Raw genomic sequence first — 21,801 nt, 5'->3', positions numbered from 1 at the left:
GAGCGTTTCCTCCAACCGGCGCGATCTTTGCCGCGCCGGGTCTGTTCACATGCGGTGGGGAATGCCGTTGCGGTCGAGGAAGCCGCGCATCCGGTCGTAGGAGGCGGCATAGCTCTTCGCGAGGTTGTTCAGCGCCGCCTCCTGATAGACGGCGCGCCAGCCGCCTTCGGCCAGCGCCGCCTCCGGCACGACCGGGATCTTCAGCGTCTCCGCCAATTCCTGGCTACGGGTGTCATAGGCGACGAGTACGCCGGGCACGCCATGCGCGACAGCCGGCAGAACGCCGTGGACGCGGTAGCCGACGGCAAGATCGATCGACCTCGCGAACTCGTCATAGCGCTCGACGTCGAAGAAGGAGAACAGCTGCTTCTCGTAGATGCGCCGCATCGGCGCATCGTCCGGGCCGTCCCACCACTTGGTCCTGACGAACTCGGCGACCGCCTTCTCCTTGGCGGCGCCGTCGCGCAGGAAGAACGCCTTCTCCTCCTGCTCGCCATGCGAGGACATCACCATTTCGCTCTGGGCGTCGACCTTGAGCAGCGCGGCCTTCTGGTTGCGCAGATAGGCTTCGGGGTCGGCGGTGTAGCTCTTGTCGGCCTCGCGGCGCAGGCTGAAGGCGACCTTGCGGATCTCGCGCTGATCGGGAATGCGGATTTTGAGGTCGCGGTTGCGGGTCCGGAAGATCGAGGGGCAGCCGACCACCTCGACATTGCGGATGCCGTTCTGGCGCAGGGTCTCGGCGCTGAAGGCGCCGCGCACGCCGATCGAGGCGCAGCGCTCGGCGACGATCGACCAGAAGCGCCTGGACGGCTCGGGCAGCTCGATCTTGCGGTTCTGGCTCGCCTGGGCGCCGACGCCGATGGCGTAGACCGGCAGCTTGACCCGCTCCAGCACCTCGACGGCGCGGAACCACTCCATGTTCTCATGGATGAAGTTCGAGCCGCGCACGAAGACGAAGTCGAACTCGCTGGCATAGCGCTCGATGTCGGCCTCGGTCGGCGACATGATCTTCATCGGCTCCAGATGCGCATAGCGCAGGAGCTTCAGCGTCGAATCGTAGACGATCATGTCGCCGATGTTGAAGTAGTCGGAGAGCAGCTTCTCCATCGGTGCGCGGTACCAGCGCACCTTGTCGTGCTCATGCACCTCGCCGGCCGGATAGATCACCAGCGCCCGTAATTTGGTCTCGGTCGCGACCGGACGCAGATTCGAGCCCGGGGCGAGCGTGCCCGTGGCTGCGTCGGCGATCGCGACCGAGTGGGGGCGCCCATTGGGCAGACCGGGCAGCGGGATCGTCAGCTCGGCGACATCGGCCTCGCCAGTGACGATCGCGCCGGGATGGATGGTGGCGTAGTCCTGCCCGTCGAGCATCAGCTTGAGCGCCGGCCAGCTGCGGTCGGGCCGGCGGCCGATGGCGACGACGACCTCGCCGGTGGTGGCGCGCAGGATCTTGATGGCGTTCTCGGCCGAGACGACGGAGCCGAGATTGAGCACGGGCGCGTTCATGGCCCCTCCTTGACGAACTGAACCTTGAGACGGACCAGATCGCGATCGGGTCCGAGCTTGCAGTCGGCGACCTTCATCCTGGTCATGAAGAGATAGGCCTCGTCGCCGGTGGTCTCGAAATTGCGCGAACGCGAGGCGGGGTCGGCGAGGGCGCCATAGCCGTAGCGCAGCCGGTCGCTGCAGTTCTTGCTCCACATCGTCGGCTGCACCATCAGGGTCTGCAGCGGCGACCAGCGGATCAGGTCGTCGGACCAGCTATAGGCGACGCGGCCACCGGCGATGTTCTGGCTGGGGTCGGGCCCGAGATGCAGGAGCGCCAGCCATTTCCCGCTCGGCTCGTGGCGGGTCAGCGATCCCACATTGGTCGGCAGAGGCTTGAGCGTCTGGCAGGGCCGCGCCTGGCTGAGATCGTCGCGATAGGGATCGACCGCGCGGATGGTGAAGTCCTGCCCGTCATAGGCGCGCCAGGAGGTCGGGTCCTTGATGTCGGTCGAGCGGAACAGGCAGACGCCGTTCTTCTGGCCCTCGCCGCCGGTGGTCATGATCAGCGCGTACCAGGCGCCGTCCTTCTGGACGATGTTGGACGGGTTGAAGAAGCCGCGATGCCGGCCCTGGCCGACATCCTGAGGGAAGCCGGGGGCGGCCACCAGCGGGCGCGGCTCGTCGGTCTTGAAGCTCAGGCCGCCATCAACGGAATGGGCAGCGGTGACGACATTGTACCAGCAGCTCATCGCATCCTTGAAGCGGCAGGCGCCGGGATGCTTGTCGGCGTGATATTCGGCATGGACCAGCGCCTCGACATTGCGGCCATCGCCCGTCCAGGTCGCGGCGATCCAGCTCTTGTCGCTGAACTGGCTGGGATCGGCGCTGCTCTTCGCCTCGAACGAGACCGCGCAGCTCTTGCGGATCGCGCCGAGATTGCCGCCGATCAGCGGCCGGCTGCGGTAATGGCTGGCGAAGGCGACGACCTCGCCCTTGTTGTCGCGAAAGGCGCGCAGGGGCGCGTCGGGCAGGTCCCATTCCTCGCAGCGCTCGCGCGCCCAGGAGACGACCGTCTCCTCCTTCGCGTCGGGCGCGATGACCAGCCGGTAGTCCGGCGCCTGCCGGCCCGGCGCTTGCGCGAAGCCGGCGACCGGAATTCCGATCGCCAGCAAGGCTGCCGGCAGACAGGCGAGGGCCGTGCGGGCGCTCCTCATGCCACCTTCCTTTCCGGCTCGGGCGCCGGTTGGGTGGACGGGGCAACCGCAGCCGGCCTTGCCATCTTGTGGTCGACCTTGTTCTCGCTGAGGAAGGCGCTCATCGCGCCATAGGTCCGGGCATAGGCCGCGTTGAAGCGGTCGAAGCGCGCCTGGTCCCAGTACTCTTCCAGCCTGAACGGCTTGTCGCCGAAGACGTCGACGCTCGGGATCTGGAAGGTCTCGGCGAATTCGACAGTGCGGCTGTCATAGGTGAAGTAGATCGAGGGCGTGCCATTGGCGAGCGCCATCAGATTGCCGTGCAGCCGGTAGCCGAGGACGAGATCGAGCTTGCGGACGAGTTGCTCGTATTCGGCGACGACGTCCGAATAGAACATCCGGTCGCGGTAGAGCCCTTCCATCTGCTCGTCGAGATACCAGGACATCGCCCAGCCATTCTCGCGCAGGGCGGCCATGCCTTCCTGCTTCTGCTCGGGCGTGCCCAAAGCGAGCTTCTTCTCCTCGACCTCGCCCTGGGACATGAGGGTGACCTCGAAGCGGTCCGCCATCGCCTTCACCAGGTCGCGGTGGAAGGTGAGGTAGCGCTTGATGTCCTTGGCGTAGTGCTTGGAGACCTCTCGGCGCAGGGTGACGCCGACCTGCTTGATGGCGTCGAGCGCCGGCAGGCGGATGGCGAGGTCGGGCCGGTTGTTGCGGAAGGCGGTCGGGCAACCGATGATCCGCGCGTTCTTGATGCCGAGCTCGTTCATCACCTCGGCCGAATAGGTGCCGCGCACCCCGACGGAGGCGGTGGAATCGGCGATCAGCTTGAGAACGGTCTTGCTGTCCTCGCTGAGCTCCAGCTTGCCGCTGACCGGGGCCTGCGCGCCGATGCCGAAGGCGAGCACCGGCAGCTTCAGCCGGCGCAGCACCTCGGCGGTGCGGCTCCAGTTCATCCCAGCATGGACATAGTTCGAGCCGCGCAGGAAGACATAGTCGAACTCGGCGTTGAACCTGTCGATCTGGGCTGGATCGATGCTGGTGATCGGTAATTCCTCGAGCTTCTCGAAGTTGAGCAGCTTCAGCGAGGAATCGAAGACGAAGGCGTCGCCGATATTGTGGTAGTGATTGATGTGGCTTTGCAGGTCGGCGTGGCGGTACCAGCGGACATTGTCGTGGTCGTAGACCTCACCGGACGGGCTGATCACGAGGATGCGGGCCATGGTTGCGTTCTCCCTTCTTGTGTCCGCGCAGCTCACGCGATCATCGGCGCGGCGGCGCGGTTGGCCGGAGCCGGCATGCCTCGCTCGGCGATCAGGCGCTGGTAGAGCGCAAGATGCTGGTCGGCGCAGTCGACATGGCTGAGCGGCTTCTTGATGCCTGCGCGCAGGCGCTCCCATAGCCCGGGCTCGCTCAGCGCCCGGGTCATGCAGTCGGCGAGATCCTCCGGGCTGCCGGAGCGGAAATGCAGCCCGTCGACCTCGTCGGTGATCTTCTCGGCCATGCCGCCGAGATTGCTGGCGAGGATCGGGCGGCCATGGAAGAAGGCCTCCTGGATCACGACCGGCGAGTTCTCCCACCAGACCGAAGGCATCACCATCCAGTCGACCGAACGCATCAGGTTCGGCATCTCGTGGTTCTGGAAGGCGCCGCAGAAGCGCACGCGCCGCCCAGCCGCCTCGACCAGGTCGGCGAACTTCTTCTTGTAGGCCTCCGGCTGCCGGTCGAGATTGCCGCCATAGACGAGGAGCAGGCTGTCCTCGCCCCAGACCTCCTCCGGGATGCGGGTGACGGCGTCGATCAGCACATCGGCGCCCTTGTAGGGCGTGAGCTGGCCGAAATAGGCAAAGCGCGAGCGCCGGCCGTTCGCTTCGGGCCCTGGCCGCGGCGGCGCGACTTCGGCGACGTCGATGCCGTTCTCGATCACCGAGAAGCGCTCGGCCGACAAGCCCCATTGCTGGTAGCGCTCGGCCAGGAACCGGCTCGGCGAGATGAAGTGGTCGGCGAGGTTGAGGATGCCCTTGATGAAGGTCTCGCGCGCCAGGAAGCGCGATGGCGAGATATCCGGGAAGCAGGCGTTGCAGTCGCTCGGCGAGGCCCGGTAGCAGAGCTTGAAGGCGCCGGTCTTCACCATCTGGCCGTGGTGGTGGCAGATCGAGAGATACTCGTGGAAGGTCACCACGATCAGCGCATCCGGCAACGTGTCACGCACCGCGAAGATGCATTCGAGGCCGAGGCCGATGAAGTGGTGGAAATGCACCACGTCCGGCTTCAGGTCGCGCAGCACGCGGACGAAATCGCGCTCGATCTCGTCGGTGGCGCGGTTCGACAGCAGGAAGTGGTCGTATTCCTCAGCGTAGTAAAGCAATTCGCCGCCACGCTGGCGCAGGCTCATCAGCGCCGTGCCAGCATGGCGCGGCGTCGGCGCGCCGACGCGAGCGAGGTAATGCGTGTCCACCTCGCTATTGGCCTGGAAGCCCTTGTGCAGGTTGTAGGAGGCGACTTCGGCGCCACCGAGCGAGAAGGAAGGGTGGCCGTGCGAGACGACGAGGATACGCATGCTCATCCTCTCATGTTGGAAATGGCCAGCGCCCAGCGCCGGTCGAAACTGGTGCGGTCGGCGAGGTTGATCAGCGCCCCGACATGCGGGCGGGTCTCGCCGTCCTCGACGACATAGACCTCGACCTCGGGGACCCAGAGCGACGGGACCCCGTTCATCCGGAGCTTCAGGCAGAGATCGAGACCCTTCTCGCCGGTGGTGAAATAGCTGCGCGAGAAGCCGTCCGCCTCGAGGAAGGCGTTGCGCGACATCACGCAGCATTCGGTCGCGCCGGCGGCGACCTCCATCGGGCCGAGGCTGCCGATCGCATCGAGGGGATAACCGACGAAGCGGTTGTAGACGCGCCGGTTCGGGCCTTCGCCTTCGAGCCAGGCACCGGCCCAGCGGATCGAATTGTCCTCGAACAGCAGGGTCGGGCTCGCCACGCATTGGCCGCCGCGGCCACGATAGGCCCGCTCCAGCCGCCCGAGCCAGCCGGGCATCCGGATCTGGGCCGCGCCGGAAAGCAGAGCCACGGTCTGGAAGCGGCAGGCGCGGACGCCCGCTTCGAGCGCATCGCAACTGTCCTCGACGCCATCGACCAGGACGAGCCTGATCTGGAGCCCGTAGAACTTTGCCAGCCGGCGCGCCTCGGCGCCGAGCCGGTCGAAGCTCTCGCCGGGAGCGGCGACGACGATCGGCAGTGGCCTGATCTCGGGATCGATCGCCAGCAAGGCGAAAAGGCTGGAAAGCTCGCGCTGGCGCTGGTCGAGTCCGATCACCAGGCCGAGCGCCGCATCGGCGTTGAAGCGGCCGATGTCATGCGTCTCGATCGCCTTGGGCGGCGGGATCTCGGCGGCCTGCAGGGCTGGCGCGATCTGTTTCTCGACCACGGAGGTCGCGGTCGAGGAGCGCGGATCGAGCAGGCCGAAGACCCGCTCCAGCGCGCGCCGCGCCGGATTGCGGCCGGGTGCGAGCGGCAGGAATGCCGGGCCGTGCCCTTCGATCTCGAATTCGAGATAGAGTGGCTGGCCGGGCTCCGGCAGCAGCTTCGGCGCGAAGACGATGAAGCCGTGGCTGTTGCGCCGGCTCGCCATGGCCGGGCCGAAGCGTGGGTCCTCCGCGAAGGCGGCGGTGACGTCCGGCCTGACGGCACGCGTCCAGATCGCGTCGATGGCGCAGGACTGCGTGCCGCTACGCAGCATGACGTTGCCGACTTGCCGTTCGGGATCGAACAGCCAGCCGATGATCAGGACGCCACTGCCCTCGACAATGGTGGCGTCGTCGATGCCGGCACGTACCGGCTGCTCGAGGAAGGAAATGGTGTCGCGCCCGTCGAAGCGCTGCGATGCATGCTTCAGCTTCTCGGCCGTCGCTGGCGGCGCGCTGCCGCGCTGCAGCCCGTCGCGCAGATGGCCGGGCACGGTGATCTGCTCGAGCAGGACGTGGCGGTCGTAGACCTCGAGCGCGCGCCAGCCGTCATTGGCGCGGAAGAACAGGCGCTCGATCTCGCTGGGATGGCGGATCGCGCACTCCTCCAGCAGGCCGAAGAAGCCGCAGGCGCCCTCGCCGAGATCGTCACGCTCGAAGGTGCCGGCCTCCAGTACGGCTGGCGTGAGCCCGCCATGCGCGATCAGCAGCTTGGTCCGCCCCGCAGCGAAATTCGAGGTCCAGCCCTGCAGGAAGATGCCCTCGTCGAGCGGGCCCATCACCTCGACGAAACCGCCGGGCTTGGCGACCGATTGCAGCAGCATGCCGACGGCGCGCAGGCGTCGCGGGTTCGACTTGCCGGAGAGCAGCACCTCCAGCAATCCGTCGACCACGGTCGGGAAAGCCTGGCCGGCTTCGTCGGCGAGCGCCGCGAGGAAAGCCTGCAATGGCATCGGCTTCGGCGCCAGGATCAGCCGCAAGGGCCGGCCGGGCCGGCCGAGCAGGATCGCGCCGGAGCCGGCACGATCCGGCGATGGCGCGGGGGCGAGACAGAGGAAACCGGTGGCGTGCGCGGCGTCGGCCTGTGGCCGGCGCCAGGTCAGCGCCATCGTCTCGACCCGGTTGCGCGGATTGCCGTCGACCGCGACCGGTACCTTGCCGGGCAGCGCGTCGCAGGCGCTCATCACCAGGATCGCGTTCTCGCCGAGCGGGGTCCAGGCGACGGTCGGCGCCGGGCTGATCATGGTCCGCTCGGGAATGATGACCTCGTTCATGCTCACCTGCCCATCAGCATGACGGTGAGGGTGACGAAGGAGAGCACGGCCGACAGGCCCGACAGGAAGCCAAGCACGACGGTGACCTGCCGGAGCGGCGCCTTGGCTTCCTTGCGGATCGAGACGAGCCGGTCGTCGAAGGCGCGCAGCGTCTGGTCGAAGCGCATCTGGAAGACGTCGATCTCGGCAAGGCGCGAGGCGATCGAGCCATTGCCTTCGGCCTCCTCGGACTGCTTCGTTTCGGCCTCGCGCTGGCGGTGCTGCGCCAACTGCACGCCGAGCTCGCCGACCTTGTCGAGCAACTCCTTCTGGGTGAGCTGCGAGCGCCGCTGCAGCGCGATCAGCGCCTCGACCCGGTCGAAGAAGCGGGCGAGCGGCACGGCGATCGCCGCTTCCGCCGCGAGCTCCGCCGGCGGCGGCAGACGCAGTTCGAGCTCGGCTCCTGTGCTCGGCGAGATGCCGACGATGGTCAGCGCTTCGCGCGCCGCTGCGGTCCGCTCGTCGAGCTCCATGGCGAAGGCGTGCCGGCCATCGCCGATGCCGTTGCGGCGCAGGTCGATGCGGCCCTGGTCGGCCACGGCCTCCTGAACCTTGAGACCATGGCGCATCAGGCGCACGGTCAGCCGCTCCTCGGGACGGGCCTCGTCCCAGATCCAGCCATGCAGCCGGTTGCCGTCGAGCGCGTCGACGCGCCCGTTGAGCTTTGCCGGGGTCTCGCTCGCTTCGCTCACGGTACCGCCCGGACTGTGCATCGTCGTCATGCTGGTCATGCCGCCTCCGCCAGTTTGAGTTGATCGAACAGGGCAAGGTGCGCCTGCGCGCAATCGTCCATGCCGGGTGGAGGCTCGATGCCGTCGACGAGGCGGCGCCAGAGCCCGTCCTCGCTCGCGGCGCGGGCCATCACCTGCGCAAGCTGGCGCGGGTCGCCGGGGCGGGCGTGCAACCCGTCGACGCCGTCGCGCACCATCTCGGCCATGCCGCCGATATTGCTGGCGATCACCGGCCGCAGATGCTGAAAGGCTTCCTGAATGACGAGAGGCGCGTTCTCGTACCAGATGGACGGCATCACCACCCAGTCGATCTCGGCCATCAGCGCTGGCATTTCGTCTCGGCGATAGGACCCGCAATGCACGACTTCGGCGCCGGCTTCCGCCAGAGCCTTGTCGAGCGCTGTGGTGAAAGCCTCGCTCTGGAACGGCGCGCCGCCATGGATACGCAGTTCGAAGCCTTCAGCGCCCTGCTCCCGCATGAGCTTCGCCGCCTGCAGCAGCGGCAGCACGCCCTTCCAGGGATTGAGGTTGCCGAAATAGCCGAAGCGGTTGCGGGCGCCATGGGTGTGCCGGTGTGGCACCGGCATCTGTGCCGGACGCGCATTGGCGACGACCTCGATCTTCTCGCCCGGCAGGCCCCAGTCGACATAGCGCTGGCGCAGGAAATGGCTCGGCGACACGAAGCGGTCGACGGCGGCAAGATGCGTCTTCAGGAACCGTTCACGCAGCAGGAAGCGGTCGGGACCGATCTCAGGGAAGCAGCCATGGCATTTGCCGGGCGAAGCACCGGTGCAGCGCTGCTTGTCGCTGGCGCGCACCATCAGCCCGTCATGGTGGCAGATCGAATAGTAGTCGTGCAGCGTCATCACGATCGACGCCTGCGGCAGCAGCCGCCGCGCCAGCGCCAGGAACTCGGCGCCGATCAGCACGAGATGATGGATATGGATCACGTCCGGCCGGAACTCGGTCAATAGCGAGCCGAGATCCTGCAGGGTGCCGTAATGGTCGATCTGGCTGAGGTGGAAGCGGTCGAAATGGCCGCTCCACAGCAAGAGGTCGCCATCCGGCCCCGTCGACTGGAAGGCGGTGCCGGGATGTGGCTGGCGGTGGATCGCATTGGTCGCGCCGAGGAAGAGCACCTCGCAGCCCTCGCCGCGATAAGCGCTCGCCAGGTCATGCGCGAAGATCTCGGTGCCACCCGGATGCAGGTCCGGGTGGTTATGGGCGACGACGAGGATTCGCCGGCTCATCGCTGGGCCCCCGGTTTCACCGCGAGCAGCAGGTCCTGGTAGTGGGCCGAGCTCTGGCCGCGCCAATGGCCGGGGTCGAGCCGCTCGACCGCAAGTCCGGCCTGGGTCGCGTGCTCCAGCAGGAAGCCGGCATCGACCCCGGCGGCCGCCAGCGGCGCTTCCTCGATCGCATACCAGCCCGGGCCTTCGCCCCAGCGCCGGAACTTCAGCCGCTCCTGGCCAGTGCTCTGGCCATCGAGCGCGAAGGCGGTGAGGAAGAGCCGCCCGCCGGGGGCGAGCAGGCGCGCCGCCTCGTTGAGGTAGACCACCAGTTCGTCCGGTGGCAGATGGGTCGCCACCGAGGTCATGGTGATGAAATCGAAGCTCTGGTTGGCGAAGCCGAAACGCACCTCATTGCCGGGCAGAGAGCCCTGCGGGTTGTAGAGCGGGTGGGCGATGTCGAGGCGCTGGAAGCGGAAGCGCGGATACGCCGGCGTGATCGTCTGGGCGCACCAGAGGATGCCTTCCATGACAGGATCGACGCCGTCATAGCTGCCTCGTTCGGGGTCGAGATACTGGGTCAGCGGCACCGCCATGCGGCCGATGCCGCAGCCGATGTCGAAGACGCGCTCATGCGGCTGCAACCGGCCGATCCGGACGAAATGGCCCAAAAACTCGGCGCCGATTGCGCGATAGTCACCGTCGCCGACGAAGATCGAATCCGGCGGCGGATGCGGCAGGAAGCGGTTGGTCTGGACATGGGCCATCAGCCAGGCGAGATCGGGCGTCATCGGTCCGATCGCGGGCGCTGCTTCCGAAGTGGTCTGTCGCAGGGCGAGGGTCGCCGTCATGCCGCTGTCGCCCTTCTGAGATTGGCGCGGGAGAGGAGGAATTCGGGATCGAGGCGTGAGGCCGGCGGGGGCGCAGGCTGCTGCGCCGCGGGCTTGTCGACCGCCGCCATCAGCGCCTCGATCTGGCTGTCCCAACGCCTGGTCTGGAGCCAGGAATTGTGCTGCGAGGCGACGCCGCGCGTGTAGTCGAGGCTCTTCGAGATCGACTGACGCTCGAGATGATAGAGCGACACGCTCGGGACATAGACGATGCCAAGCCCCGCCCGGGCGATCTTGAGACAGAGATCGCTGTCCTCGTAGTCGCCGATGACATAGCTGTCGTCGAAGCCGCCGACTTCCATGAACAGCGCGCGCGGCATGACGATGCAGGCGCCGGTGACGCCGGGCACAGGGCGCTCGACATTGGCCGGCGCGTACCCGCTCGGCATGCCCTTGAAGTAATGATGGTTAAGCCAGGTGCCTTTACTGTCGCGCTTGAAGTAGAGGCCGGCATGCTGCAGCGAGCCATCGTCATACAGCAGCTTGGGACCGACCGCGCCGGTACGCCGGTGCGGCTCGATGCGCTGCAGCAGCCCCGGCAGCCAGCCATCGCTGTTCGGAATGACGTCGGAATTGACCAGGGCCAGTGCCTGACTGCGCGAGGCAGCTGCGCCGGCATTGCAGGCGGCTGAGAAGCCGCCATTACGGCCCATCACCACGAGCTGCATCGGCAGCCCGTAGGCGAGAAAGAGGCCGCCAAGCAGATGGGCGACCTCGCCCTCATGCTCGGGCGAATCGAGCACGTAGATCAGCTCGGCCTTCTCGGCGAACCAGCGATCGGCCGCAAAGGCCGAGACCTGGACGCGCAGGAAATCGTAGACGCGGTAGAGCGGGATCACGACCGAGACGGCCGGGCTCGCCGGCCCCTTGCCGAAGCTCTTGATCCGCGGCTCCGGCAGGTTCTCGCGCAGCGCCTTCTGGCAGTCGGCGAGCACCGGCGCGATCGTTCGCTCCAGCATCTGCGCGGTCAGGTGTTGCGGCGGGATCGCAGCCAGCGCGCGGGCACGGATGGCGATGGCGTCGGCCGGCTGCACATTCGGACGCAGCGACAGAACGGTGCCGGATTTCAGCTTGAGCTCGACCCGCGGCTGCAGCACCGGCGCTCCCGCTGCATAGCCGGGGATCAGCGCGGCGAAGCCATTGGCGCGCACGACGTCTCCCGTCCTGCCCTCGCCCTTGGAGCCGGCGGGCAGCAGCGCCGGGAAGCGCTCCAGCCGCTCGAGCACCGGCATCGGCTCGCCCTCGGAGCGATGCAGCAGCATCTCGTCGAGCAGGCCATCGGCGTCGCGGTACCAGCCGCCGAGCAGGAGCCCAGCCGGCGTCGTGACGGCGAGGTCGAGCTCGGCCGAGGGCAGGTCATCATTGCGGCGCACGCTCTGGGCGGCGAGCGGCAGGCGCCGTTGCATCTCGATCGCCAGCAGGCGCCCTTGTTCGGACAGGCCGGAGAGCTGCTCGACCAGCCAGCTGCGCAAACCGTCGCGCTGGCTCGCCTTGCCGGCCCACCAGCGACCCAGCGACGGAATATCCTGCCTGGCGGCGACAGCGCGGACGATCAGGCCGGATTCGGCCTGGAGGACCAGTAGTCCGCCGGCCTGCGGCGGGAATGCGTCGATGATCAGATGCAAAGGCCGGTTGCCGGTGCGATCGGAGCGGCCGAGCCGCGGCCGTCCGGGAAGGCGGGAAAGGCCGCTCGCATCGAGCCGATAGGCAGTGCGGATGCCGGAGAGTCGGCCGGGAACGGCCGATTCCAGCAGAAGCTTGCCCTCGGTCAGCTTGGCGACCGGTGTCGCGGCCGAGGGCTTGCGGGCGAGGATCAGCAGAAACTGGCGCAGGAAGCCGAGATAGCTCGCGGCCTGGCTCAGACCGAACAGAGTGGGCCAATGGCCGACGAGCGCGTTGGCGAGCATGCGGCGCGCATCCGGCGTGGCATCGCGAACCAGATCCTCCGCATCGGCCATGCCGTGGACGAGATCGGGATCGAAGCGCGCGGTGGTGTCGCCGCCCGGGCTGTCGCCGGACAGAGTCGCGACAACCTCGCCGGGGCCGCCATGGCGAAAGGCGACGATAGCGCGCATGCGCCCATCGCCGAGCGGTAGCACGACCGAAGCCGAAACGAGGCGCTTCTCCTGCGCCGCGAGCGAAATGCGCGGCCGTGAGAGCACGGGGGCTTCGATGGTCCAGCTCAGCAGGAAAACCGAGCCGCTCAGCCGGGAGAGATGAAGCTGCGGGCTCAGGCCGTCCGTGGCAGGCGCGGGCGCGAGAGAGAGCATGAAGAACCTGTTCCGAAAGGGCAGGGATGAGACGCCGGCCGGACCGAAGACCGGCCGGCGTCCCGTGCCATCAGGCGACCGAGAAGTAGGAGTTCGGATCAGCCTGGAGGTCTTCGGCGGTGACGCCGACAATGGTCACGGTGTCGCCGTTGCCGAGATCGACGACAGCATTGCCGCCGACGGTGGTGGCACGCGCCGCCACGTCCTCGGCCGAGCCGATATCGGTGCCGTTGATGCCGCTGGATATCTGCAGCAGATCGTGGCCCGCGTCGAAATCGAGCACGACGTCGTTGCCGCCGCCGCCGTTGAAGATGAAGACATCGTCGCCGGAACCGCCGGACAGGATGTCGTCACCGGCACCAGCGAAGAGCAGGTCGTCGCCCGCGCCGCCCTGGAGGACGTCGTTGCCGGCGCCGCCTTCGAGCACGTCGTTGCCAGCGCCGCCCTGAAGGACGTCATTGCCGGTGCCACCGAGCAGGATGTCGTCGCCCGGCCCGCCCTGGAGCAGGTCGTCGCCGTCACCGCCGCGCAGCACGTCGTCGCCGGCATTGCCGCGCAGGATGTCGTCGCCGGCGCCACCGTCGAGAACGTCCTCGCCCTCGCCGCCGAACAGGCTGTCATTGCCTTCGCCGCCGGTGAGCACATCGTCACCCTGACCGCCAAAGAGGGCGTCATTGCCCTCGCCGCCGGACAGGAAGTCGTTGCCTTCGCCACCATAGATCAGGTCGTCACCCTCTTCGCCGAAGAGGGAATCCACCTGGTTGCCGCCATGGACGATATCGTCCCCGGCGCCTGCGAGGATCACGTCACTGAAGCGTGTCCCAATCAAGAAATCATCGAATGCACTGCCTTCGATCGTGGCCATTCGTCACCTCCTCGGTGATCTGAGAGCACCACCAGATGTGCGGAGAACGTCCGCCGCTCGTTCTGGGTCACGGTGCGATTTCGACGGCGAACAAACAGGATCGCCATCGCACGACGCTCAGGAGAGTAGCCAAGAACTATGTCGTATCAAGCAATCTATTATGACTTTTTTGCGATGCAACAAAGGTTATGTCATTTTATATTTTGTTATATCGGGAATTGAACTTACAAGTTGCTTTGGTTTTCGAACTATCTTGTTGGCATGTTCGTCACACCGGCGATGCTCGGCATCTTTCGCAGGTGAAGCCGCCGCCTCAGTCCTCCCTGAAGGCGCGGTTGAAGCTGTCCTTGATGGGCGAAAGCAGGTAGTCGGCTGCGAAGCGCCGGCCGTTGACGATCAGCACCTCGGCGGCCATGCCGGCGTGCAGCGTCACCTTGTTCTCCTTCAGGCTTTCCGGCGTGATCTCGGCGCGGACAATGAAGAAGGCATTGCCGGTCTTGTCGTCGATCAGCTGGTCGGCGGCGACATAAGAGACCTTCGCCAGGAGCGGGGGCATGAGCCGGGCATTGAAAGCGGTCAGCCGGACCTGGGTGTCGGCGCCGACGCGGACCGAATCGATGTCGCGCGGATCGACCTTGGCCTCGACGACCAGCGGCTCCTGCTCGGGCACGATATCGAGGATCGCCTCGCCCGCGGCGACGACGCTGCCGGCGGTGCGCATGCGGATATTGGCGACGATGCCCTCCTGCGGCGAAGTCACCACGAGCCGGCGCAGCACGTCCTGCGCCTGGACGATGCGCTCGACCACTTCGGAAAGCTGCAGCTGGCTGTCCTGCAATTCCTTGGCGATCTCGCTCTGGCGCTCCAGGCTGATCGACTTGATCTCGAGCTCGGCGCCGGCGACGGCCTGCTCGGCCTTGGCCTTGCGCGCCGCCATCTCGCCGGCACGGCCGGTGAGCTCGCTCTGGCGGGTCTGCAACTCGACGAGCTGCGAGCGCTTGGCGTAGCGCTTCTCGTAGAGCTCCGCGATCGTCTTCACTTCCTCGTCAATCAGCGTGCGCTGGTTGCGCACCGCATCGATCTGCGCCTGCAACGCCTCCGACTCGGCCTGATGCTGCTCGATCACGCGCTGCTGGATCCGGGTCTTGCCGTCATAGACCTGGGCCCGGGCGCGGAAGAGCGTCTGCTCGGCCCTGATCACCTCGCGAGCGATCGGCGTGCGCGCCTTCTCGATGTCGTCGGGGAAATCGATCTCGGCCGCGTTGCCCTGCTCGGCCCGCAAGCGGGCGAGCCGGGCGTCCAGGCCGACGCGCTTGGCTTCGAGCTGCTGCAGTTCGGCGCGGGCGCGGGCGTCCTCCAGCCTGAGCAGGGGTTCGTCCTGGGTGACGCGCTCGCCCTCGGCCTTGAGCAGGGTCTTGAGGATGCCGCCTTCGAGATGGCTCACCGTCTTGCGCCGGCTGTCGACGATCACCGTCGCCTGCGCGACGGCGGCATTGTCGAGCCGCGCCGTCACCGCCCAGGCGCCGAAGCCGCCGAAGCCGATCGCCACGGCGCAGACGCCGGCGAGGACGAGATTGCGCAGCGAGGGCATGCGCTCCTCGGGTTCGGTCTCGGTCTTCAGCGGCACGAGTGCGCGGTCGGGCCGGCGCAGGATCGGAAGCTCGCTCATGCGCTCACCTCACGCGGGGCAGAGGGCTGCTTCGCCGGCTCGAGCTCGACGACGCCACCGGGGGTGATGATGCCGGCGACGGCCGAGCGCGGACCGAACTGGGCGACGCGGCCCTCGCGCAGCACCAGGATCTTGTCGACGGTCTGCATCACCGAGGGGCGGTGCGCGATCAGGATCACGATCGCGCCGCTGTCGCGGGCCGCGTTGATCGCCCGGATCAGGCTCTGCTCGCCCTCGGCGTCGAGATTGGCATTGGGCTCGTCGAGCACGATCAGGCGCGGCAGACCGTAGAGCGCCCGCGCCAGACCGATGCGCTGGCGCTGGCCGCCCGAGAGCTTGAAGTCGCTGTCGGCGACATTGGTGTCGTAGCCGAGCGGCAGGCGGCCGATCAGCTCGTGCACGCCGGCGATGCGCGCCGCCTCCAGGATGGCGTGCGGATCGGGCTTGCGCATCCGGGCGATGTTCTCGGCGATGGTGCCGTCGAGCAGCGAGACCGATTGCGGGAGATAGCCGACCATGTCGCCGAAGGAGCCGCGCTCCCACAGATAGGTGTTGTGACCGTCGAGATAGACGCCGCCGACATTCGGCCTGAGCACGCCGACGATCATGCGCGCCAGCGTCGATTTGCCCGCTCCGGACGGGCCGACCAGGCCAAGCACCTCGCCAGGCTGCAGCGAGAAGGAGACGCCCTTGATCACGGTCTGCTCGCCACCCTTGGGGGCGTAGACCAGCCGGTCGATGACCAGATCGCCCTCCGTCGCCGGAGTCGGCACGCTCTGGCGCTGGGAGCTCTGCGACTGCAGCAGGTCGCGCACACGCTTCCAGGCGGCAGCGGCGAGCACCCATTGCCGCCAGTCGGTGATCATCGAATCGAATGGCGCCAGCAGGCGGCCGAGCAGGATGCTGCCTGCCATCAACGTGCCGGCGGTGACCTCGTGCCGGATGATCAGCACGGCGCCGGTCGCATAGATGGCAAGCTGCATGGTCATGCGGCTGGCGCGGGTGATGGCGGCGATAAATTTGCCGCGGCGGGTGCCGAGGTCGAGATGCTCCAGCATGGCGATCTGCTTGGACCGCCAGCGGCTCGACAGTGCCGGCAGCATACCCATCGCCTCGATCGTCTCGGCATGGCGCAGGCTCGCGCTGATCTCGTTGATCGAGGCGACGCCCTCCTCGTTCGCTTCCTTCAGAGCGCGCCGGGTCAGCATGTCCGAGACCACGCCGAGCAGCAGCAGGATCAGCAGCGAGGCCAGGCCGACAAGGCCGTAGATCCAGTGGAAGGCGAACAGCACGGCGAGGAAGACCGGCGTCCACATCGCCTCCAGCGGCGTCGCGATCGCCGAGCTCGCGATGAAGTAGCGGAGCTCGTTGAGATCGCGGATCGCCTGCGTCGCCTGGCCGGAGCCCTTCTCCAGCGAAGTCGAGACGGCGGCCTGCAGGGCCGGCAGGTTGAGGCGCCGCGCGAGGATGCTCGCCATCGCCTGGAAGGTGAGCGAGCGGATGAACTCGATCGTGCCGTAGAGCGCCAACGCCCCGACCGCGATCACCAGCAGCATGGTCAGCGTGTCGTAGCTGCGGCTGACGATGACGCGATCCTGAACCTGCAGCATGAACATCGGCACGGTCAGCAGCAGGACGTTGATGCACAAGCTGAGGAAGGCGGCATAGGCCAGCCCCCCGGCAAAACCGCGCTGCAGACTTCGAATCAGGACGTCGGCAGGCTGGATCGCAACCTTCATGCAGTTCTCCGAAAGGGGGCGGCCATCAGCGGGCGGTTATGCGCTGGAGCGGATGATAACGAGCGATGAGCGTTGTATAAAGCGTCTCACATAAGTCGTGTCCATATTATGACAGATGAGACCTTGTGAAATAAAGACAATTGCTAAGAATATGGCAGAATGGTGCTTTATTTCAAAATTTGAAACAGTTCATGACTATGTCGATTCCGATAAAATCTTAATTCCATTCCGTCCGGGGTGGCATGTGCTTTGCGTATAGGCTATTCGTCAGCCGAAGGGGCCCGGAGGGCTGACTGCTCATTTCGAGATCAGGCGGAGTAGGGAATGCACTTGAAACCCCATGACGGCGCTCGATTCCTAGGCAATGGCTTCAATGGAGATCCGCCCGACGGCATCCGTCGCCTCGAGTCCGAATCAGTGCCGACGCGGGCACCGGTGTCGCAGCTCGACCTCGCCCGCATGGTCGAGCGGGTCAGCCGGCGCTTCCTCGACTATCTCAGGCTCGAGTTGACCAAGCTCGGCGTCGACGACATCTCGCCCTCGCAGGTGATGGTGCTGTTCACCATCGGCTCCGGCGAGATCGCGGTACGCGACCTGCTCGATCGCGGCCACTATGTCGGCTCGAACGCCTCCTATAATCTCAAACAGCTCGTCGAGAGCGGCTATCTCGAGCGCGGCGCCTCGCCACGCGACCGCCGTCTCGCCCGGATCTCGCTCTCGCCGAAGGGCCAGCTCCTGATCGAGCGCCTGAAGCTGCTCGACGAGACCAGCCAATTCGGCCAGGGCCTCGGCGATCTCGACGCCGACCTCCAGACCACCCACGACACGCTGCGCCGCCTCGAACAATGGTGGGGCGACGCGCTGCGCTATGGCGGAATCCTGCTGGCTTCATGCACGTCCTATTCGTTCATCGTTCAGGATCTGGTCAGTTCGCTCACCTGATCCAGCGCCTCGTCGCCGAGGGCGGCGAGGTCACGCTGGTGACGGAGAGGCCCGAGCCGGATCGCCCGGGAATCAGGCAGATCGCCTATTCCGTCGGCGAGCCCGCGACCGCACACGCGACGCTGGCCGCGACCGATTATCATGTCCGCACCGGCGAGGCGGTTGCCGCTGAATTGAGCAGTCTGCATCGGCATGACCGGCCGGACGCGATTCTAGGCCATGTCGGCTGGGGCGGCATGCTCTTCGCCAAGGATGCGATGCCGGGCGTGCCGCTGATCGGCTATTGCGAGTATTTCTACAATGCCGCCGGCTCGGACCTCGACTTCGATCCGGCCTTCGCCGTGCCGGAGGCCGAGCGGCGGCGCATCCGCATGCGCAACGCCGCCCAGCTGGTGACCCTGCAGACGCTCGATTTCGCCTATGCGCCGACGCGCTGGCAGCAGCAACAATATCCGCGCGCTTTGCAGCAGCGCATCGCCGTCTGCCATGACGGCATCGATGTCCATGCTTGCCGGCCGGATGCACAGGCCGCTTTCACCCTGCCGGATGGTCGCGTGCTGCGCGCCGGCGACCCGGTCGTCACCTTCGCAGCCCGCGATCTCGACCCCTATCGCGGCTACCGGCAGTTCATGCGGGCGGCGGCGCGGATCGCGCAGGAGCGGCCCGATATGATCTTCGTCGCGGTCGGCGGCGACGGTCCGGGCTATGGCCGGCCGCGCCCGGACGGCCGCCTCTGGCGCGAGGTGATGCTGGAGGAGACCGGTCTCGGCGACCGCATCGTCCATATCCCCTGGCTCGCCCATGCCGATCTGGTCAGGCTGTTCCAGGTCTCGGCCGCCCATGTCTATCTGAGCGTTCCCTTCGTGCTGTCCTGGTCGATGCTGGAGGCGATGGCCTGTGGTGCGCTGGTCGTCGGCTCGGCGACGCCGCCGGTGCAGGAGGTGATCCGCCATGGCGTCAACGGCCTGCTCGCCCCCTTTTTCGACGATGCGCGGCTGGCAAAGACCGTGATTGCTGCGATCGACAGGCGAACAGAGGTCGCACCGCTGCGCGCGGCTGCGCGCCAGACCGTCATCGCGCGCTATGAGCGCGAGGCCTGCGTCGATCGCCAGCTCGGCTTCATCGGCCGGCTCGTCGCCGAGGACGACCTGCTCGCGGCGCAGTGACCGCACATCGATGCGGGGCTCGCGCGCTCGATCTCAGGCTGCGGCCCGATAGGTCCAGCTGCCCTGCGTCTCGATCGCCGAACGCACCGAATTGGCCAGGAAGCAGTTTGCATGGGCGTCATGGTGCAGGGCTTCGACCGCGGCCTCATCGGGCGCCTTCGGGCCGCTGAAGACGATATGCGGCTTGAGCGTCACCGTCGCGACCCACTCCTTGCCGTCGGCATTTTTCTGCATCACGCCTTCGGCGGCATCGGCATAGCTGTCGATCCGGAAACCGCGCAGCGCCGCCAGGTTGAGGAACGTAAGCATGTGGCAGCTCGACAAGCCCGCGACATAGGCCTCCTCCGGATCGACATTGGCCGGGTTTGAGAAGGGCACGCGCACCACATGCGGCGAGCTCGAGGCCGGTACCTCCAATCCGCCGTCGAAGCGCCAGAGATGGGCGCGGCTGTAGCGGTTGTCGAGGAAGGCCTCCTCGCCACGCTGCCAGGTGATCGTCGCGCCATGCGTCGCCATCAGCCATCTCCCTGTTCCGAGCAGGCCGCGAGCACCACTGCCCGCGTCGCCTGCAGATGTTGTTCGAGAACGGCTTGGGCCGTTGTCGCGTCGCCGTCCGCGACCGCGGCGATCAGCCGGCGATGCTCGTCGGCCCAGCCCTGCTTTCGCGCCCCGGGGCCGAGCGCCTGCACGCTGAACCGGTCGATCGGCGCGCGCAGCTGGCGGTAGAGCGCAAGGCTGCGCGGCCGCTCCGCCGGCCGGTAGAGCGCCTCGTGGAAGGCAATGTCGCCGGAAATCCAGCCGAGCCGGTCATCGGCATCGTCCAGCGTATCCTGCAATCGCTCGAGTTCGCGCAACGAGCGCTGGTCGTGCCGGCCGAGCGCCCGCACCAGCAGGTCCGTCTCGACCATCAGCCTGAGATCGAAGAGCTCGTCGATCTCCCCAGCCTGCGGCCGGCTCACGCGCGCGCCGCGGTAATGCGCGACATCGAGCAGGCCTTCGCTCTGCAGCTGGGCGAGGGCCTCGCGGACCGGGATGCGGCTGACGCCGTATTCGGCCGCGATCTGCTCCTGGCGCAACAAGTCGCCCGGTTTCCAATGCCCGGCGTCGATCGCCTCCCGCAGGCGCTGGGCGAGGGCGGACGCGGTCGTGGCGGCGGCGAGGCGCGTGGCGGTCATGGGATAATTGTATCCAATATTTGACTGACTGCAAGCAGGCCGATGCAACGCTGTTGTCAGGGGCTCGCCGGCCCAGCTACAAGCACCCCGAACGAGAGGATCGTTCGCGCATGACATTCGAGATCGCCGCCACGCCGCAGGAGGCCGTCGATCGGCTGGAGCTGCTCTACGAGCAGGCGCGGACAGCGCTGCGCAACGATTTGCAGCGCTTCTTCCAGACGGCGCAGCCGCCGACGCTGGAGGAGCGGGCGCTCTATCGCTACCCGATGCTGCGCGTCAGCTACGAACCGTCGAAGCTGCCGGCGGCTACGCGGCGCGGCTACGCGAAATTCTCCATGCCGGGCATCTATTCGACCACCGTGACGCAGCCGGCCGAGTTCCGCGCCTATCTGCTCGACCAGCTCCAGCCGCTGGTCGAGGAATACGGCGCGACGATCGAGACCGGGATCAGCAACCAGGAAATCCCCTACCCCTACGCGCTCGACGGCGGCGACGAGCTCGGCCGTGGCACCGTCACGGCGGCCGAGCTCGCCCGCTACTTTCCGACGCCGCTGCTGGCGCTGGTGGGCGACGAGGTCGCGGACGGCACCTTCGAGATCGTCGAGGGCGAGCCGCGCCCGCTCTCGCTCTTCGACGCAGTCCGCGTCGACTACTCGCTGCGGCGCCTCGTCCACTACACCGGCACCGACTGGCGCGCCGTGCAGCCCTGGGTGCTGCTGACCAACTACCACCGCTATGTCGACCAGTTCGTCCGGCTGGCCCTGGCGGAGATCGAGGCCGGCACGGCGCAGGCGCTGGTCGCGCCGGGCGGCATCCGCATCGACCGCGACGGCATCGACGTCAGCGCCGCCGAACGGGTGATGTCGGCGCCCTGGCACCGCTTCCAGATGCCCGCCTATCACCTGATCCGCGAAAGCGGCGAGGGCGTCACCCTGGTCAATATCGGCGTCGGCCCCTCCAACGCCAAGAACATCACCGACCATCTCGCGGTGCTCAGGCCCAATTGCTGGCTGATGGTCGGCCATTGCGGCGGCCTGCGCCAGACGCAGATCATCGGCGACTATGTCCTCGCCCACGCCTATCTCCGCCAGGACGGCATTCTGGACGAGCTGGTGCCCCCGGACATTCCGATCCCGGCTTTGGCCGAGGTCCAGGTCGCGCTGCAGCAGGCGGCGGCCGAGGTCACCGGCGAGAAGGGCGACCGGCTGAAGCAGCGCCTGCGCACCGGCACTGTCGTCACCCAGGACGATCGCAATTGGGAATTGCGTTGGAGCAAGGAGCGCAAGCGGATCAACCTGTCGCGCGCCATCGCGATCGACATGGAATCGGGCACGATCGCGGCGCAGGGCTACCGGTTGCGCGTGCCCTATGGCACCTTGCTCTGCGTCTCCGACAAGCCGCTCCATGGCGAGATCAAGCTGCCGGGCGCCGCCAATGCCTTCTATGAGCGCGCCGTCGGCGAGCACCTCAAGATCGGCCTCGCCGCGCTGGAGAAGCTCAAGGAAGCCGGCTCGTCGATCCATTCGCGCAAGCTCCGGAGCTTCGACGAGCCGCCGTTCCGCTGATGCCGCCAGGCTCGTTCCGCCCCTCGCCGATCCGGAGAGGGGCTCCGCGCGCCCAGGCATCGTCCCCGCCCGCAGGCGCATCCTGCGGGCGTTGTCG

General features: G+C 67.1%; 17 protein-coding genes. 3 read left to right on the top strand and 14 right to left on the bottom strand.

The window, feature by feature from the left end:
• Positions 1-45: 45 nt before the first annotated feature.
• The 12 genes from ACQKLX_RS05850 to ACQKLX_RS05795 form a co-directional block, all read right to left on the bottom strand.
• Positions 46-1,506: a polysaccharide pyruvyl transferase family protein gene (locus tag ACQKLX_RS05850; RefSeq protein ID WP_427360332.1), complete on the bottom strand. Its 1,461-nt coding sequence runs from the start codon at positions 1,504-1,506 to the stop codon at positions 46-48.
• Positions 1,503-2,702 (bottom strand): hypothetical protein, encoded by a 1,200-nt coding sequence (locus ACQKLX_RS05845; RefSeq protein ID WP_427360330.1) that lies wholly within the window; start codon positions 2,700-2,702, stop codon positions 1,503-1,505. Before ACQKLX_RS05845 ends, ACQKLX_RS05850 begins: the two co-directional genes overlap by 4 nt.
• Entirely contained in the window at positions 2,699-3,904 is a 1,206-nt protein-coding gene (locus ACQKLX_RS05840) for a polysaccharide pyruvyl transferase family protein (RefSeq protein ID WP_427360329.1), read from the bottom strand. The genes ACQKLX_RS05845 and ACQKLX_RS05840 overlap by 4 nt, the downstream gene beginning before the upstream one ends.
• 32 nt (positions 3,905-3,936) lie before the next feature.
• Entirely contained in the window at positions 3,937-5,241 is a 1,305-nt protein-coding gene (locus tag ACQKLX_RS05835; RefSeq protein ID WP_427360327.1) for a glycosyltransferase family 4 protein, read from the bottom strand.
• Positions 5,242-5,243: 2 nt separating this feature from the next.
• A complete protein-coding gene (locus ACQKLX_RS05830) occupies positions 5,244-7,424 on the bottom strand; it encodes a glycosyltransferase family 2 protein (protein ID WP_427360325.1) in 2,181 nt (726 codons plus the stop codon).
• Positions 7,425-7,426: 2 nt separating this feature from the next.
• Positions 7,427-8,194, bottom strand: coding sequence for a hypothetical protein (locus ACQKLX_RS05825; protein ID WP_427360324.1), 768 nt, complete (start codon positions 8,192-8,194; stop codon positions 7,427-7,429).
• Positions 8,191-9,444, bottom strand: coding sequence for a glycosyltransferase family 4 protein (locus ACQKLX_RS05820; protein WP_427360323.1), 1,254 nt, complete (start codon positions 9,442-9,444; stop codon positions 8,191-8,193). The genes ACQKLX_RS05825 and ACQKLX_RS05820 overlap by 4 nt, the downstream gene beginning before the upstream one ends.
• The gene (locus ACQKLX_RS05815; protein WP_427360322.1) at positions 9,441-10,274 is read right to left on the bottom strand and encodes a class I SAM-dependent methyltransferase; all 834 of its coding nucleotides are present in this window, start codon (positions 10,272-10,274) and stop codon (positions 9,441-9,443) included. Before ACQKLX_RS05815 ends, ACQKLX_RS05820 begins: the two co-directional genes overlap by 4 nt.
• The gene (locus ACQKLX_RS05810) at positions 10,271-12,583 is read right to left on the bottom strand and encodes a glycosyltransferase (protein WP_427360321.1); all 2,313 of its coding nucleotides are present in this window, start codon (positions 12,581-12,583) and stop codon (positions 10,271-10,273) included. Before ACQKLX_RS05810 ends, ACQKLX_RS05815 begins: the two co-directional genes overlap by 4 nt.
• A 70-nt stretch (positions 12,584-12,653) precedes the next feature.
• Positions 12,654-13,448 carry a calcium-binding protein gene (locus tag ACQKLX_RS05805; RefSeq protein ID WP_427360319.1) on the bottom strand — a complete coding sequence of 265 codons (795 nt, stop codon included), beginning with the start codon at positions 13,446-13,448 and terminating at the stop codon, positions 12,654-12,656.
• Positions 13,449-13,761: 313 nt separating this feature from the next.
• On the bottom strand, positions 13,762-15,117 hold the full coding sequence (locus ACQKLX_RS05800) for an HlyD family type I secretion periplasmic adaptor subunit (RefSeq protein WP_427360318.1): 1,356 nt from the start codon (positions 15,115-15,117) through the stop codon (positions 13,762-13,764).
• Positions 15,114-16,856 carry a type I secretion system permease/ATPase gene (locus ACQKLX_RS05795; protein WP_427360317.1) on the bottom strand — a complete coding sequence of 581 codons (1,743 nt, stop codon included), beginning with the start codon at positions 16,854-16,856 and terminating at the stop codon, positions 15,114-15,116. The genes ACQKLX_RS05800 and ACQKLX_RS05795 overlap by 4 nt, the downstream gene beginning before the upstream one ends.
• Before the next feature lie 435 nt (positions 16,857-17,291).
• Between ACQKLX_RS05795 and ACQKLX_RS05790 the strand changes: the two genes are divergently transcribed.
• Entirely contained in the window at positions 17,292-17,798 is a 507-nt protein-coding gene (locus ACQKLX_RS05790; protein WP_427360316.1) for a MarR family winged helix-turn-helix transcriptional regulator, read from the top strand.
• Positions 17,747-18,964: a glycosyltransferase gene (locus tag ACQKLX_RS05785; RefSeq protein ID WP_427360315.1), complete on the top strand. Its 1,218-nt coding sequence runs from the start codon at positions 17,747-17,749 to the stop codon at positions 18,962-18,964. The genes ACQKLX_RS05790 and ACQKLX_RS05785 overlap by 52 nt, the downstream gene beginning before the upstream one ends.
• A 33-nt stretch (positions 18,965-18,997) precedes the next feature.
• Here the strand turns inward: ACQKLX_RS05785 and ACQKLX_RS05780 are convergent, their stop codons facing one another.
• Together ACQKLX_RS05780 and ACQKLX_RS05775 are read right to left on the bottom strand one after the other, a co-directional pair.
• Positions 18,998-19,480 carry an OsmC family protein gene (locus ACQKLX_RS05780; protein WP_427360314.1) on the bottom strand — a complete coding sequence of 161 codons (483 nt, stop codon included), beginning with the start codon at positions 19,478-19,480 and terminating at the stop codon, positions 18,998-19,000.
• Entirely contained in the window at positions 19,480-20,139 is a 660-nt protein-coding gene (locus ACQKLX_RS05775) for a GntR family transcriptional regulator (RefSeq protein ID WP_427360312.1), read from the bottom strand. The genes ACQKLX_RS05780 and ACQKLX_RS05775 overlap by 1 nt, the downstream gene beginning before the upstream one ends.
• Positions 20,140-20,249: 110 nt before the next feature.
• Here ACQKLX_RS05775 and ACQKLX_RS05770 point away from each other — a divergent pair, with 110 nt between their 5' ends.
• Positions 20,250-21,704 (top strand): AMP nucleosidase, encoded by a 1,455-nt coding sequence (locus tag ACQKLX_RS05770; RefSeq protein ID WP_427360310.1) that lies wholly within the window; start codon positions 20,250-20,252, stop codon positions 21,702-21,704.
• Positions 21,705-21,801 lie beyond the last annotated feature (97 nt).

The sequence above is a fragment of the Allobosea sp. NPDC003192 genome (assembly GCF_050275675.1).
Taxonomy (GTDB): domain Bacteria; phylum Pseudomonadota; class Alphaproteobacteria; order Rhizobiales; family Beijerinckiaceae; genus Allobosea.
The sequence above is the reverse complement of the archived record's forward strand: the minus strand, read 5'-3'. Positions and strand labels throughout refer to the sequence as shown.

Bases quoted from the DNA above. Each gene is read 5' to 3' on its own strand.
- ACQKLX_RS05850 (WP_427360332.1), bottom strand. From the start codon at position 1,506: ATGAACGCGCCCGTGCTCAATCTCGGCTCCGTCGTCTCGGCCGAGAAC.
- ACQKLX_RS05845 (WP_427360330.1), bottom strand. From the start codon at position 2,702: ATGAGGAGCGCCCGCACGGCCCTCGCCTGTCTGCCGGCAGCCTTGCTG.
- ACQKLX_RS05840 (WP_427360329.1), bottom strand. From the start codon at position 3,904: ATGGCCCGCATCCTCGTGATCAGCCCGTCCGGTGAGGTCTACGACCAC.
- ACQKLX_RS05835 (WP_427360327.1), bottom strand. From the start codon at position 5,241: ATGCGTATCCTCGTCGTCTCGCACGGCCACCCTTCCTTCTCGCTCGGT.
- ACQKLX_RS05830 (WP_427360325.1), bottom strand. From the start codon at position 7,424: ATGAACGAGGTCATCATTCCCGAGCGGACCATGATCAGCCCGGCGCCG.
- ACQKLX_RS05825 (WP_427360324.1), bottom strand. From the start codon at position 8,194: ATGACCAGCATGACGACGATGCACAGTCCGGGCGGTACCGTGAGCGAA.
- ACQKLX_RS05820 (WP_427360323.1), bottom strand. From the start codon at position 9,444: ATGAGCCGGCGAATCCTCGTCGTCGCCCATAACCACCCGGACCTGCAT.
- ACQKLX_RS05815 (WP_427360322.1), bottom strand. From the start codon at position 10,274: ATGACGGCGACCCTCGCCCTGCGACAGACCACTTCGGAAGCAGCGCCC.
- ACQKLX_RS05810 (WP_427360321.1), bottom strand. From the start codon at position 12,583: ATGCTCTCTCTCGCGCCCGCGCCTGCCACGGACGGCCTGAGCCCGCAG.
- ACQKLX_RS05805 (WP_427360319.1), bottom strand. From the start codon at position 13,448: ATGGCCACGATCGAAGGCAGTGCATTCGATGATTTCTTGATTGGGACA.
- ACQKLX_RS05800 (WP_427360318.1), bottom strand. From the start codon at position 15,117: ATGAGCGAGCTTCCGATCCTGCGCCGGCCCGACCGCGCACTCGTGCCG.
- ACQKLX_RS05795 (WP_427360317.1), bottom strand. From the start codon at position 16,856: ATGAAGGTTGCGATCCAGCCTGCCGACGTCCTGATTCGAAGTCTGCAG.
- ACQKLX_RS05785 (WP_427360315.1), top strand. From the start codon at position 17,747: ATGCACGTCCTATTCGTTCATCGTTCAGGATCTGGTCAGTTCGCTCAC.
- ACQKLX_RS05780 (WP_427360314.1), bottom strand. From the start codon at position 19,480: ATGGCGACGCATGGCGCGACGATCACCTGGCAGCGTGGCGAGGAGGCC.
- ACQKLX_RS05775 (WP_427360312.1), bottom strand. From the start codon at position 20,139: ATGACCGCCACGCGCCTCGCCGCCGCCACGACCGCGTCCGCCCTCGCC.
- ACQKLX_RS05770 (WP_427360310.1), top strand. From the start codon at position 20,250: ATGACATTCGAGATCGCCGCCACGCCGCAGGAGGCCGTCGATCGGCTG.